At 69.7% G+C, this 15,770-nt stretch carries 3 protein-coding genes and 1 pseudogene; 1 reads left to right on the top strand and 3 read right to left on the bottom strand.

Going from position 1 to position 15,770, the window contains the following annotated elements:
- Positions 1–34 precede the first annotated feature (34 nt).
- The 3 genes and pseudogenes from ACFWPK_RS15150 to ACFWPK_RS15140 all read right to left on the bottom strand — a co-directional run.
- A pseudogene (locus ACFWPK_RS15150) lies at positions 35–5,845 on the bottom strand (amino acid adenylation domain-containing protein); the annotation flags it as partial.
- Between the two features lie 96 nt (positions 5,846–5,941).
- Positions 5,942–13,315, bottom strand: a complete 7,374-nt coding sequence (locus tag ACFWPK_RS15145; RefSeq protein WP_378915786.1) for an amino acid adenylation domain-containing protein — start codon at positions 13,313–13,315, stop codon at positions 5,942–5,944.
- 235 nt (positions 13,316–13,550) lie between these two features.
- Positions 13,551–14,417 (bottom strand): M23 family metallopeptidase, encoded by an 867-nt coding sequence (locus ACFWPK_RS15140; RefSeq protein WP_378915784.1) that lies wholly within the window; start codon positions 14,415–14,417, stop codon positions 13,551–13,553.
- Between the two features lie 267 nt (positions 14,418–14,684).
- On the opposite strand from ACFWPK_RS15140, the gene ACFWPK_RS15135 reads away from it, so the two are divergent.
- Positions 14,685–15,731, top strand: a complete 1,047-nt coding sequence (locus ACFWPK_RS15135; RefSeq protein WP_378915782.1) for an NAD(P)H-dependent flavin oxidoreductase — start codon at positions 14,685–14,687, stop codon at positions 15,729–15,731.
- Positions 15,732–15,770 lie beyond the last annotated feature (39 nt).

Here is a 15,770-nt window from a genome sequence, read left to right as displayed (position 1 = left end):
TATCGCAACAGGATCGTAATGCCCATGGAGTCCGTTACGGACGTGTATCGCCGGATCCGCTCGCACCCGCGACGACCTGCGCGATTACCGGTCCCGACGTGGCTACCGCCACAGCCGCGAGCAGCTGCTGATGAGTGGCATCGACCGGGTGGTCAGCAATGATCCCGCTGACGAACGGCCGCCATCGCGAGGCGCCGTCCCCCAGCTTTTGGGGGGTCCGCATGGCGGTGAAATAGGTGACATCGCCCTCGAATCGGGCGTGTTCGAGCTCGGTGAGCAGTGCCACCGAGTGCAGCGCGCCACGGTACATGCCGACGAATTGGGTGCGCGAGATCGGCGTGTCTCCCGCCAGCGCGGCGTGTAGCGATTCGAGTGCCGCATCGCCGAGGTCGGTGAGCCGCTCGGGTAGCTGCTGCTCGGGTATGCCGAGTTCGACGAGCACATGCCGCAATTCGGTACCGAAATCGGCGAGTGCGGCGCCGGGCAGGCTGTCGAGCATCGTCAGCGACGCCACCGTCTCGCCCTCGGCTTGCAGTCGGGTCGCGACGGCCTGCGCGAGCACGCCACCGAGGGACCAACCGAGCAGCTGATACGGGCCGTGCGGTTGGACGCCACGGATCTCGGCCAGATAACGGTCGATGAGTTCCCCGGCCGAAGTGGGCCGGAATTCCGGGTCGCTCAGCGCGGGTGACTGGATGCCGACAACGGGCTGATCGTCGGGCAGATGCGGCACCAGGCTCGCGTAGGCCCATGCCAGGCCGGAGACCGGGTGCACACAGATCAGCGGCGGGCGGGTGCCGCGGCGGGCGATCGGGAGCACGACCGAGAGTGCGGCTTCGAGGTCGGTGGCGGCGGCTGGGCCGTCGCTGATTCTCGTCGCGAGACCGGCGACGGTCGGGTCGGCGAAGAACGCGGCGACGGTGAGTTCGACGCCGGTGTGTTCGCGTAGGTGGTGCACGACGCGGGTGGCCAGCAGCGAGTTGCCGCCGAGGGCGAAGAAGTCGTCGTCCAGGCCGGGGGTCGGCGCGCCGAGGACCTCGGTGAAGACGGCGGCCACGGCGATCTCGTGAGCTGTCTCGGGTGCGCGGTAGCGGCGCGGTGCGAGTACCGGCTCCGGGAGTGCGGCTCTGTCGAGTTTGCCGTTCGCGTTCAGCGGAAGGTGGTCGAGAACAACGAAGGCGGCGGGGACCATATAGGACGGGAGTACCTGCGCCACAGCGGCTTTGGCATCCGCGGGGGTGAGCGTTTCGCCGGGCGCGGGAACAACATAGGCGACGAGTCGGTCGCCGAGTTGCGGATCCGTCGTGGCGATGACCGCTGCCTGGGCGATTCGCGGCGCGGCGAGCAGGGCGGCTTCGATCTCACCGAGTTCGATGCGGAAGCCGCGGATCTTCACCTGGAAGTCGGTGCGCCCTCGGTATTCGAGTTCGCCGTCGGCGGTCCAGGCGACGAGGTCGCCCGTGCGGTACATGCGTGCGCCCGACCCGGCGAAGGGATTGGCGACGAAGCGGTCGGCGGTGAGGTCGGGGCGGGCGTGGTAACCGCGGGCGAGCTGCGCACCTGCGAGATACAGCTCACCCGCGACACCTACCGGAACCGGCCGCAGACGGGCGTCGAGAACGTAGACGCCGCTGTTCCATTCGGGTCGGCCGATCGGGACCGTGGTGCGATCGGCGGTGGTGACGCGGTGGTCGGTGATCGAGACCGCGGCTTCGGTGGGGCCGTACAGGTTGTGCAGTGCCGCCGGGGTCGCCGCCAGGAAACGCTGGGCGGTCGCGGCGGGCAGGGCCTCGCCGATGGCCAGTACGCGGCGCAGCGAATTCGGCAGGGCACCAGCGGATTCGGTGAGCAGGGCGTCGAGCATCGAGGGCACTACATGCAGGGTTGTCACCGATTGCGCGGCGAGTACGCGCAGCAGGTGGGCGGGGTCGCGGTGGCCGTCGGGAGCGGTGATCACCAGGCGACCACCGCAGATGGCGGCCGACCAGAATTCCCAGACCGAGAGGTCGAAGGTGGCGGCGGTCTTCAACAGCACCGAGTCGTCGCGGCCGAGGCCGAACGCTGCTGTCTTCCAGAGCAACTGGTTGACGATCGCGCCGTGCGAGACGGCCACACCCTTCGGCTTGCCGGTCGAGCCGGAGGTGAAGATGAGGTAGGCCGTGTTCGCCGGACGCAGCACGCCGATGCGCTCGCTCGCGACGATCGGCGCGGTCGAGACCGCGGATCCATCGATCGTGTCGATCGCGATCAACGGCGCCGAGGCACCATCGAATCCGTCACGCGTGGTGGTCAATACGCAGGCGGGCGCCGCGGTATCTAGGACGTGCGCCACGCGGTCGGCGGGCTGATCCGGATCCACCGGGACGTAGGCGGCGCCGGCCTGTGTCACCGCGTACATGGCGACGACCAGGTCGGTGGAGCGTCTGATCGCCAGGGCCACGCGGTCCTCGACTCCCACACCCCGCGTGATCAGGTGTCGTGCAAGCTGATTCACACGAGCGGCGAGCTCACGGTAGGTGAGCTGTGCGCCGTCGGCATCGACGAGCGCGACGCCATCGGGGTCGGCTGCCACGGTATCGGCGAACAGGGAGGCGAGCGTCGCGGGCGGGCAAGGGTGGCCGGTTGCGTTCCAGTCGTGCAGGATTCGTTCCCGCTCCGCAGAGGAGAGTAGTTCGATCTCGTCGACGGGGCGATCGGGCGCGGAGGCGATCGCGGTGAGAACCCGCGCGAAACGGTCCGCGTAGGTCTGGGCGGTCGAGGCATCGAACAGGTCGGTGGCATAGGTGAATACGCCGCTGATCCCCTGCGCGACACCGGCACTGTCGTAGGCATCGGCGACGATGGCGTGCAGATCGAACTGGGACACCGCGAGGTCCACATCGACGCCCTCGACCGCGGTCTCACCGAGTTCGAGGCCGCTCCGGCTGAGGTTCTGGAAGGACAGACCGACCTGGAACAGCGGATGACGGGCCGTGGAGCGGGCGGGGTTGATCGCCTCGACGAGGCGCTCGAACGGGAGGTCAGCGTTCGCGAACACCTGCAGGTCGGTATCACGTTGGCGGGCGAGGAGTTCGGTGAACGACTCGCCTGCTGCGAGGGTGGTGCGGAAGACCAGGGTGTTGACGAACATGCCGATCAGGTCGTCGAGCGCGGCCTCGCCGCGGCCTGCGATAGGAGTACCGACCGCCAGATCGTCGGTGCCCGCCAGCCTCGCCAGGGTCACCGCGAGTGCGGTGTGCACGACCATGAACAGCGTGGCACCCTGGTTGCGCGCCAAAGCCAGTAGCGCGCGGTGGGTTTCGGCGTCGATTTCGATCGGCACGCGACCACCGGCGAAGGACTGCACGGCGGGGCGTGGCCGGTCGGCGGGCAGGTCGAGCTGGTCGGGCAGCGCGGCCAGCGCATCACGCCAGTAGGCGAGCTGGGCCGAGGCCAGCGACTGCGGGTCGTCCTCGCTGCCGAGCAAGGCGCGCTGCCACAGCGCGTAGTCGGCGTACTGCACGGTCAGCGGCGCCCACTCCGGGGCGCTGCCCGCCGAGCGTGCCGCGTAGGCGAGCATGAGGTCCCTGGTCAGCGGCGTGAGCGAAGAACCGTCACCGGCGATGTGGTGCACGACCACCGCGAGCACCGATTCGCCTGCGTCGAGCTCGAACAGCGCGACCCGCAACGGCACCTGGCCCCGCACGTCGAACCCGGACGAACCGAACTCGTGCATGGCGGCGGTGAGCTGATCGAGCGCGATCGAGCGCACCTCGAGCCGCGGCGTCGCCTCGGTCTCGGCCAGGATCTGCTGGATCGGCCCGTCGTCGGTCTCGGGGTAGATCGTGCGCAGGGTTTCGTGCCGGGCGACGAGGTCGGCCACGGCAGCGCGCAGCGCCTCGACGTCGATGGCGCCGTGCAGCCGCACCGCCATCGGGATGTTGTAGGCGACCGATCCCGGGTCGAACTGATTGAGGAACCACATCCGCTGCTGGGCCAGCGACAGCGGGATCCGCGCGGGCCGCTCCCCCGCCGCCAGCGCGGGCCGGGCACCCGCACCGGCGGATTCGGCGAGTCGCCGTGCCAGTGTCTCCACCGTCGACGCCTCGAACAGCAGCCGGACCGGGAAGTCGGTGTCCAGTGCGGCGCCGAGGCGGGCGGCGACCTGGGTGGCCATCAGCGAGTTGCCGCCGAGGGCGAAGAAGTCGTCGTCGAGGCCGAGCTGGGTGTCGCCGAGGTCGAGCACCCGGGCGAAGGTGCCCGCCACGATCTGCTCCACCGGTGTGGTGAGAGCACGGAATTCGGCGTGTTCGAGGACCGGTGCGGGCAGTGCCCTTCGGTCGAGTTTGCCGACCGGGGTGAGCGGGATGGTGTCGAGTTCCATCAGCACGGTCGGCACCATGTGCGCGGGCAGACTGCGCTCGGCGAAGGCGGTGAGTGCGGCTGCATCGACGGCCGCACCCGGCGCCGCGTGCACGTAGGACACCAGAATTGTCGCGCCGCTGTCGAGTTCGTGGCCGACGGTGGCGGCGAAGTCGAGGCTGGCGTGCGCCGAGAGCACCGCGTCGATCTCGCCGAGTTCGATGCGGAAACCGCGGATCTTGACCTGGAAGTCGTTGCGGCCCACATAGTCCAGTGAGCCGTCGGCGGTCCAGCGGACCAGGTCGCCGGTGCGGTAGAGGCGAGAACCGGTCGGGTCGAACGGATTCGCGACATATCGCGAGGAGGTGAGTCCGGGGCGGGCGTGATAGCCGCGGGTCAGCTGGGCGCCGGTGATGTAGAGCTCGCCGGTGACGCCGGGCGGAACGGGGCCGAGCCGGTCGTCGAGAACATATTCGGCCACGCCGTTGATCGGACCGCCGATGGTCATCGGATCGCCCGGTTTCAGCGGCACACTGATATTGGTGACGATGGTCGTCTCGGTGGGCCCGTACACATTGAGGAACTCGCGCAGGGTGCCGTCGGCGAGCGGAATCGCCCAGCGCCGCAACAGATCCGGCGGAACAGCCTCACCACCGACCGCGACCACACGGAAGTCGTCGAGCCCGTCCGGATCGATCGAGGCCAGCGCGGCCGGGGTGATGAAACCGTGGCTCACCCGCTCGCGGCGAAGCAAGGCGGCCAGATCGTCGCCGCCGTACACGCTCGGGTCGACGATCACCATCGTGGCGCCCGCCCCGATCGCCAGCAGCAGCTCGAGCAGCGAGGCGTCGAACGACGGCGAGGCGAAGTGCAGAGTGCGCGAGGTGGACTCGACACCGTAATGCCGCCGCTGTTCCTCGCTGAAGCCGGCGAGCCCGGCCTGGGTCACCGCGACACCCTTGGGCAGGCCGGTGGAGCCGGAGGTGTAGATGAGGTAGGCAAGGTCCTCGGCCCGTACCGGACGCAGCCGGTCGGCCGCGGTGACCGCTTCGCCGGAGATGCCATCGAGCCGGTCGGCGGCCGTTCCGATCATCTCGGCATCGAGTTCGAGCCACCGCACCTGGGCGGGGAGGCCGTCGGCAACGGCCGCGACGGTCAGGCCGAAGACCGCACCCGAGTCGGTGACCATGTGGGCCACACGGTCCGGAGGGTAGTTCGGGTCGACCGGGACGAAGCCCGCGCCGGTCTTGGTGACGGCCCAGACCGCGAGGACGGATTCGATGGAGCGCGGTATTCCGATGGCCACCAGGTCGCCCGCGCCGATGCCGCGGCCGATCAGCAGGCGGGCGATGCGGTTGGAGCGCTCATCGAGTTCGGCGTAGGTGAGGCTGCCGATGGTGTGGGTCGCGTCGGCGAGGACCACCGCGAGACCGTCGGGGTTGGTCTCGACCGCGGTGGCCAGCAGCTGTGCCAGCGCGGTGACGCGCGGGCGACGAGTACGAACCGGTCGGGTTCTTGCCGGTCGTGTCATAGCTGCTCCACCTCACCCATCACCGAAACTTGTTGCCCCGCACCGAGCCCCGCGCCGTGAGCGCGGGGTTCACGCCACCGGAGCGCGCAGATCTCCGAGCACCAGCACTACCTCGGCCGCACCCCGGTTGCCCGGTTCGGCATCGTCGGCGATCAACGCCTGCAGATCGCCGAGCTCGGTGGTGTCGACCGCCTCGAGCCCCGCCCGATCACCGAACAGGTGGGTTACCCACTCCTCGGCCAGTGCGGCCGACAATCCGTTGGTGGCACCGGCTGCCGACGCAGCAGCGAGGCCGACGGCGGGCTCGGCCGCGGGGACCAGGACCATCGAGGCACCCGCCACGCCTGCCGCGACCGGCTCGACCAGCGCGGCGAAGGTGTCGACGGCGCCGTAACCGAAGGTTCGCGCTTCGAAGGTCAGGTCGGTGCCCGCGCGCACCTGCGCACCCGCCGTGGCGAGTTCGTCGTAGCTGCGGGTGTCGTCGGCGCCGACGAAGGCCGGGTCGCCGCCGCGCAGGGCACGGGTGCGGTCGGCGTAGGTCACCGGGCGGGCGGACCGGGTGGACAGTTCGGTCTTGATCGCCGGGTCGTCGAGTGAGATCCAGTCGACGCCACGGGGTTCGCCGACGGTGATACCCAGCTTCACGGCGGGTTCGGCGGGCAGCTCGGCACCGGTCACCGGGACCACGGCCGCGCCTGCCTTGAGGATCGCCCAGACCGCGGTGGCCCAGTCGATGCCGCGCGGAAGATCAACGGCCACCGCGTCTCCGGGGCCGAAACCCCGGCCGATCAGCAGGCGGGCCAGGCGTGCGGAGCGGGCGTCGAGCTGGTCGTAGGTCAGCGCGTCGTCGCCCCAGACGAGGGCAGGACCGTCGGGGTCGTCCTCGGCGGCGGCGGTGAAGGCCTGCGCGAGAGTGGTGCCGCCCGACGGTGTGCTCGGCACGGGAGCCTGTGCCGCGCCGGCGAGCAGCCGGGCGCGTTCGGACTCGTCGAGGATGTCGATATCGCCGATGCGGATCTGCGGGTCGGCGGCGACGGCGGTCAGGATGCGGGCGAAGCGGGCACCGATGCTGCGCACGGTGGCCTCGTCGAACAGGTCGGTGGCGTAGTTGAACAGGGCGACCAGCTCGCCGGGTTCACCGGCGGCGGTGAAGCGGGGTTCGACGTCCACCTGCAGGTCGAACTTCGCCGCGACCGCGGTTTCCAGCGCGTTCACGGTGAGACCGGGCAGTTCGAGCGCGGCCGCCTCGTTGTTGCTGAAGGTGAGCGCCACCTGGAACAGCGGGCTCTGCGCACTGCCCCGGCCCGGCGCGACGACCTCGGCGACCCGCTCGAACGGCAGGTCGGCATTGGCGAACGCGCCGAGATCGGTCTCGCGTGCCACGTCGACGGCCTCGTCGAAGGAACCGGCCGGATCGAGCGCGGTGCGCAGCGTCAAGGTGTTGACGAACATGCCGACCAGGTCATCGAGCGCCCGTTCACCACGCCCGGCGACAGCGGTGCCGATGGCGATATCGGAGGTGCCAGACAAACGGCCGAGCAGCACGGCCAGCGCCGCGTGCACCACCATGAACAGCGACGACTTGTGCTCGCGCGCAAGGTGATTCAGCGCGGTGTGCACCTCGGCAGGCAGACGCAGCTCGGTGGTGGCACCGACCAGGGTCGGCACGGTGGGACGCGGGCGGTCCTGCGGCAGCTCCAGCAGCGGGGGAACGTCGGCCAGCTGCTCGCGCCAGTAGTCGAGCTGCGCGGCGGCCAGGGATTGCGGCTGAGCGTCGTCACCGACGACGGCCCGTTGCCACAGCGCGAAGTCGGCGTACTGGACGTCGAGCGGTGCCCATCCCGGGCTCTGCTGCGCGGCGCGGGCAACGTAGGCGGTCATCAGGTCGCGGGCGAGCGGCGCCAGCGAGGCACCGTCAGCCGAGATGTGGTGCACCACAACGACGAGCAGCCAGTCTGCCGAAGTTCCATCCGTCAGCAACGCCGCACGCAGCGGAACCTCACGCGTCACATCGAAACCCGCACCGGCCAATTCGGCCGCGCGAGTGAGAATATCGGTGGTCGTCTCGACCTGGAGGCCACCCGGCAGCGCGTCTGCCACGGAAAGAATCTCCTGCACGGGCATCCCATCGGCAGCGGCGCCGACAGACGCCACCCGACCGGCCACGGCAGAATCAGCGCCACCGGACACCGGGAAGTACGTGCGCAGTGATTCGTGTCTGCCGAGCACGTCCGTGACCGCGGCATCGAGAGCGGCCAGGTCCAGCTCGCCGGTGAGGCGGATCGCGAATGGGATGTTGTACGAGCCCGAAGCGGGGTCGAGCTGGTTGAGCACCCACATGCGCTGCTGTGCCAGCGACAGCGGAATCCGTTGCGGGCGTTCGGTAGCGACCAGCGGCGGACGTACAGCGGCACCGCTCGCACCACCGATGCGCGCGGCAAGGGCCGACACGGTGGGTGTCTCGAACAGATCGCGGATGGCGAGGTGGGCGTCGAGTGCCTCGTTGATGCGGGCGATCGCGCGGGTGGCCAGCAGCGAGTTGCCGCCGAGGGCGAAGTAATCGTCGTCGGCGCCCACGCGGGCCATGCCGAGCAGTTCCGCGAAGACCCCGGCGACGATCTCCTCGGCGGGCGTGGCGGGCGCGCGGAACTCGCCCGCGGTGAAGGCAGGGGCGGGCAGCGCCTTGCGGTCGAGCTTGCCGCTCGGGTTCAGCGGGAAGCTGTCCAGCACCGTGACAACGGTCGGAACCATGTAGGAGGGCAGCGATTCCGCGACGGCCGTACGCAGCGCCGCGGGGTCCGGCTGTTCGCCGGGGCGCGCCACCACATAGGCGACCAGATGCTGGCCCGATGCGGTGTCGAGCACCAATGCCACGGACTGGCTGATCACGTCCTGCGCGAGCAGTGCGGTCTCGATCTCACCGAGCTCGATGCGCTGACCACGGAACTTCACCTGGAAGTCGGTGCGGCCCAGGTATTCCAGCGCGGGCTCGGCCGACGCCGCACCCCAGCGCACGAGGTCGCCGGAGCGGTACATCCGCGCGCCGGGCTCGAAGGGGTTGGCGACGAACCGATCCGCGGTCAGACCGGGGCGGGCGACATAGCCGCGCGCGAGCTGGTCACCGGCCAGGTACAACTCGCCGACCACTCCGGCGGGCACCGGGCGCAGCCGCGAATCCAGCACGTAGACACGGGTATTCCACTCCGGCACGCCCATCGGCACCGAACCGCGATCGGAATCGCCTGCGGGCCAACGCGTCACGGTGACAGCAGCTTCGGTAGGTCCGTACAGGTTGTGCACCCGCGCCGTGGAGACGCGGGCCACGTCGGCGACGGTCTCGGTGGGCAGCGCCTCACCGGCGGCGAAGACCGCGCGCAGGCTCGGAATAGAACCGGCGCTGGTGTGCGCCGCGAACACCGAGAGCATCGAGGGAACGAAGTCGGTGAGCGTCACACGCTGCGCCGCGATGGTTTCGGCGAGGTACACCGGGTCGCGGTGTCCGTCGTGGGTCGACACGACCAGCTTCGCGCCGGTCCGCAGCGGCAGGAAGTAACCCCACAGCGACACGTCGAAGGTGGCAGGCGTCTTCTGCAGGTACACATCCGACGGACCGATCCCGTACTCGGCGCCCATGTACACCATCTGGTTGACGATCGCCGCGTGCGACACCGCCACACCCTTGGGCCGCCCGGTGGAACCGGAGGTGAAGATGACATAGGCCGGGTTCTCGGGCCGAACCGGCTCGGCCAACTCGACCGGCGCGGCCGAGAACTCCTCGAGCGCAACGGAATCCACCAGGATCACCGGCACACCCGCGGGGACCTCGATCGCATCCGCGGCGGTGCTCAGGACTGCGGCGGGCGCGGCGGTATCGAGAATGTGCGCGATGCGATCGGCCGGATGATCCGGGTCGATCGGCACATACGCCCCACCGGCGGTCACGATCGCGTACATCCCGACCACCAGATCGAGCGAGCGCCGCACCGCGAGCCCGACCAGCGATTCGGGACCAACACCCTGCGTGATCAGCAACCGGGCGAGCCGGTTGACCCGCTCGTCGAACTCCCGATAGGTCAGCTCGGCGCCCTCATAGGCGACAGCGACGGCATCGGGATGGTCGGCAACCGCACGCCGATAGCCGTCGAGCAGCAGCTCCGGTGCGAGGTCGTGGCGAGTGTCGTTCCACTGCACCAGGATTCGGTCCAGCTCGGCAGGCTCCATGAGCTCGATCGCGCCGAGCGGCTCGGCCGGTGCGGCGACGATCCCGGCCAGCAGCCGCTGGAACCGGTCGGCGAACCCGGCGATGGTGTCCGCGTCGAACAGGTCGGTGGCATAGGTGAGCCCGACCGCGATGCCGTGCGGCGCACCGTGACGATCGGTGTCCTCCACCATCTCGAACTGCAGGTCGAACTTGGCGAACGGCATGGTCAGCTCGACGCCCGCGACGGTCAGCCCGGGTAGCTCCAGGGCGGTGCGCGCCATGTTCTGGAAGGCGAGCATCACCTGGAACAGCGGATGCCGTGCGGTCGAACGGGCCGGGTCGAGCAGCTCGACCAATCGCTCGAAGGGCACGTCGGCGTGGCCGAACGCCGCGACATCGACCGCGCGGGTCCGAGCGAGCAGCTCTTCGAAGCCGGCTGCCGGGTCTACCTCGGTGCGCAGCACCAGAGTGTTGACGAACATGCCGATCAGGTCATCGAGCGCGGCGTCACCACGACCGGCGACGGGGGTACCGATGGCGATATCGGTGCTGCCCGACAGCCTGGCCAGCAGTGCCGCCAGTGCCGCGTGCACCACCATGAACAGCGTCGAATTGTGTGTGCGCGCAAGCTGATCCAGCCCGGCGTGCACCTGCGCGGGAATCCGGAAGTCCAGGCTCGCGCCACGGTAGGAGGCGGTCGCGGGTCGTGGCCGGTCGATCGGCAGCTCGAGCTGATCGGGCACACCGGCGAGCTGGGTGCGCCAGAAGTCGATCTGCTGGGTCAGGATCGACTCCGGGTCGTCCTCGGTGCCGAGCACCGCGCGCTGCCAGAGCGTGAAATCGGCGTACTGGACGGCCAATTCGGGCCAGCCCGGCGCGGTGCCCGCACTGCGCTTGACGTAGGCGGTCATCAGGTCGCGAGTGAGCGGGCCCATCGACACACCGTCACCGGCGATGTGGTGCATCACGCAGACCAGTACGTGCTCGGTCGCGCTCAGCCGCAGCAGGCGCAGCCGCAGCGGCGGGGCGACGGTGACGTCGAAGCCCGCGCCGACGGTCTCGGTGACCAACTCGGCGATCGCGTCCTCGCCTGCGTCGTCCGCCGCGAGGGTGGGCACCGCGCGCGGGTCCGACAGCGGCAGCACCAGCTGCGTGCCGACCCCGTCGACCGGCGGATACATCGTGCGCAGCACCTCGTGGCGCGCCACCAGGTCGGTGACCGCGACGCGCAACGCGTCGACATCGAGCGCACCCGACAGGCGCACCGCGATCGGCATATTGTTCACGGCACTGGCCGGGTCGAACTGGTTGAGGAACCACATCCGCTGCTGGGCGAACGACAGCGGGATCGAATCGGGGCGCTGCTGCGCGACCAGTTCCTGACCCGAACCGGTGCCGATATGGCGCTCCACGCGTTCGGCCAATCCCGCGACCGTGCTCACCTCGAACAGCAACTGCACCGGCACGCGGGTATCAAGTGCGGCGCCGATGCGCGTGGCGGCCTGCGCGGCCAGCAGCGAGTTACCACCGAGCTCGAAGAAGTCGTCGTCGGCGCCGACCCGGATCTCCTCCGGCGCACCGGCGGTCAGCAACTCGGCGAAGACACCGGCCACCACCTGCTGCACCGGGGTAGCGGGCACACGGAACTCGCGCACCGCGAAAACGGGCTCCGGCAATGCCTTTCGGTCCAGCTTGCCCACCGGCGTCAGCGGGATCCGGTCCAGGACCATGATCGCGGCCGGAATCATGTAGCCGGGCAACGATTCCGCGAGGAACGCATCGAGCGCGGGCACATCGACCGTGGCGCCGGAGCGAGGCATCACATACGAAACCAGCGCTGTCACACCGGAAGGCAGGGTCTTGCCGAGGGTGGCGGCGAAGTCGATGTCGGGGTGCGCGGTGAGCGCGTTGTCGATCTCGCCGAGCTCGATCCGGAAGCCGCGGATCTTCACCTGGAAGTCCGAGCGCCCCATGTATTCGATGACACCGTCACCGGATTCGCTGCGCCGCACCAGGTCCCCGGTGCGGTACAGGCGCGCGTTCGCGTCACCGGATTCGGTGCCGAAGGGGCTGGCGACGAAACGTTCCGCGGTGAGCGCGGGCCGGTTCAGATAGCCCTGTGCCAGTGCGGGACCCGACAGATACAGCTCGCCGATCACGCCCGACGGCACCGGCCGCAGCCGCGAATCCAGCACGAACGCACCGACACCGGCGATCGCGGCACCGATCGTCACCGGCGCGGCCGGGTCCATCGGCGGGGTGCTGGTGGCCAGGATGGTGGCCTCGGTGGGGCCGTAGCCGTTGTAGAACTCACGCTCGCCGACAGCCCAGCGACCGACCAGTTCCGGCCCGAACTTGTCACCCGCGACGACCACCACCTGGAGGTCGTCCAGATCTGCCGGATCGACCGATTCCAGCGCGCCCGGAGTGATGAGCATGTGCGAAACCTGTTCGCGACGCAGCAGATCCGCCAGCTCGAAGCCACCGAACACACCGGGCGGCGCGATCACCAGGGTGGCGCCCGCGGAGAAGGCGAGCAGCAATTCCAGCACCGACACGTCGAAGTTCGGCGAACACACGTGCAGCACGCGCGAGTCGGCGTCGACGCGATAGTGCGCGCGCTCGGCGGCGACCAGACCGGCCAGACCGGTGTGGGTCACCACGACGCCCTTGGGCTTGCCGGTGGAGCCCGAGGTGTAGATGACGTAGGCCGGATGCCGCTCGTCGAGGGTGCGGATCCGGTCGGTGTAGGAGATCGGGTGCGCGGGCTGAGCCGCGATGTGGGTGGCCGTCTCGGCGTCGTCGAGCTCGAGCCAGGTCAGCGCCGTACCGAGCACCTCGCGATGGGTGGCGGTGGTGAGCCCGAGCACCGCGCCGGAGTCGGACACGATGTGGGCGATGCGGTCGGCCGGGTAGTTCGGGTCGACCGGAACGTAGGCGGCGCCGGTCTTGGCGATCGCCCACACGGCGAGCACCGACTCGATGCCGCGGGCGATGCCGATGGCGACCACGTCGCCGGGTCCGATGCCGCGGGCGATGAGCGCGCGGGCCAGCCGCGAGGACTGCTGGTCGAACTCGGAATAGGTGAGCTGACGCTGATCGGCGGGGTCGCCGGACGGGTTGAACCGAACCGCGACCCGATCGGCGGCCGACTCGACGGCCCCCGTCAGCAACTGCCCGAAAGTCGGACTGCTCGATCGGCGACGGCGGTTACCGCGGGCAGAACGACGGGCAGTTTCCATTCGGGTTCATTCACCTCTCATCGAGCCTGTACGCGCGCGGCGATCCCGCACCGTGCAGATCGAGCCATCATATAGACCGACTACACATCAGCCGAGTCAGCGTGCCCCCAGGGCTCGGGGCCCAGAGGAGTATCGGACCGGCCCGCGAACGTGTTGCCGCTTCAACAGCAAAGTGACGGGGCTCATAAGAACCACCGTCACTCGCTCTACGGAGAAAGCTCCGTACTCATACCGCTCAGTGCGCGGAAGGGCCCCACTCCAGCGGCACGCCCTTGGCAGCGAGGTACGGAATCGGGTCCATCTTGCTGCCGCCCTGATCCCAGATCTCGAGGTGCAGGTGCGGGCCGGTGGACTGGCCGCGGTTGCCGACGGTCGCGATGACCTGACCCGCGTTCACCCGCTGACCCTCGCTGACCAGCATTTCGTTGACGTGGCCGTAGACCCCGGTGGTGCCGTCGTCGTGCAGCACCCGCACCCACAGGCCGAAGCCCGACGCCGGGCCAGCCTCGATCACGGTGCCGTTGGACACGGACTTGATCGGGGCGCCGATCGAGTCGGCGAAGTCGAGGCCGTAGTGCATGGCACCCCAGCGGGCGCCGTAGCCGGAGCTGATCGGGCCCGCGACCGGACGCGCGGACTGCGGCGGCGCGACCTGATGCTGGATGCCCTGGAGGATGTCCTCGACCTGCGACAGCGGGCCGGAGATCTCGGGGGGCAGGTTGCCGATGCCGAACGGCGCGGCCACGGGGGCGGCGATCGGCGCGGCGACCGCGTCCACCGGCGCGGGGGTCTCGACGTGCGCGGAGACCTGCTGCGCGGCGACGAGGTCGACATCCTGGCGAGCCGACTCGGGGACGACCGATTCCTTGACGCTGTCGTCGTGGGTCGGCAGCAGCGGCGCGGCGAAGGCCAGCGCCGGGGCGATCTGGGCGGTGACGCCGACCAGTGCGCCCGCGGCGACCGCGGCACTGGCGGCGACCCGCACACGATCCGAACGCGACGCTTCGGCGCGGTGCCTGCTCCTGCTCGGGCTCCGGCCATCCGCGTTCGCAAGCAGAGCCTGCACGGAGATGGATTCGGGACCCACACGGTGCTGCGACAAGATCTCGTCCTAGCGTCCGACAACAAGGAAAACGAAACCGGTCTGCGACCGGCCCGGAGACCGCTTGCGCGGTCCCCACCGCCGACCCGTGTGTAACGGTTCGGCATACGTTGTGACGCGAACTCTACCCGGCCGTGACCATTCCGCAACCTTCCGTCACGAAATCGCAGGTAGATGACGTGCCGCACAGTAACAATCACAGTGCCCAACCCGTCACACGCGCTGTCACCGGGCCTGAACACGGCCCCGACCGACCAGACTCGACCCATGGTGATCGAGACCTTGACTGTCCCCATCGTTGCCGCGCCCATGGCGGGCGGCCCTTCCACACCTGAGTTGGTGGTCGCCGTGGCGGCCGCGGGCGGGTTCGGGCAGCTCGCCGCCGGCTATCTCGGCACCGAGGCGGTGGCAGCGCAGATCGAGGCGACGAGGGCAGCCACCGCGGCGCCGTTCGGCGTGAACCTGTTCGCACCGGGAGCGGTGGCCGATCCGGCCGTTTACGCGACCTACCTCGCCGAACTCGGCGCCGAGTTCCCGCTCGGCACCCCCGAGCACGACACCGACGGATGGGCCGACAAGCTCGATCTCCTCATCGCCGATCCGGTCGCGGTGGTCTCGACGACCTTCGGCTGTCCCACCGCCGTGGAGGTGGACCGGCTGCACGCGGTCGGCTCGGAGGTGTGGGTGACGGTCACCTCGCCCGACGAGGCCCTGATCGCCGTCGACGCGGGCGCCGACGTGCTGATCGCCCAGGGCGCCGAGGCGGGCGGGCATCGCGCGAGCTTCCTCGACGACCCCGCCGACGATCCGACCGACCCACCCGGGCTGCTGACCCTGATCCAGCTGCTCACCGCCGTCACCTCCCGCCCACTCGTCGCGGCGGGCGGGATCGCCACAGGTGCCGGGGTGGCCGGGGTGCTGGCGGCCGGTGCGTCGGCTGCCCAGATCGGCACCGCGCTGCTGCGCTGCCCGGAGGCAGGCACCAACGCGGTGCATCGCGGTGCGATCGGCACGCCGGAACCGACGATGCTCACGCGCGCGTTCACCGGACGTCGCGCCCGCGGGATCCGAAACCGTTTCCTCGTCGAACACACCGCCGACGCGCCGGCCGCCTACCCCGAAATTCATTACGCCACAGCCCCGTTGCGGGCCGCCGCACGGGCAGGCGGCAACACCGACGAAGTGAATCTGTGGGCGGGGCAAGCTCATTCGCTGAGCACCGGGCAACCGGCAAGCGAACTGGTCGCCGACTTGGCCGCCGACGCGAAAAGCGCACTCCGAAAAGCACTTTCGGAACGAATCCAGGGTTATTGACAACGGATATCGTTTAGACTCGGTCCTGGCATCGCATCC

The organism is Nocardia sp. NPDC058519, from assembly GCF_042719755.1.
GTDB lineage: Bacteria > Actinomycetota > Actinomycetes > Mycobacteriales > Mycobacteriaceae > Nocardia.
The sequence above is the reverse complement of the archived record's forward strand: the minus strand, read 5'-3'. Positions and strand labels throughout refer to the sequence as shown.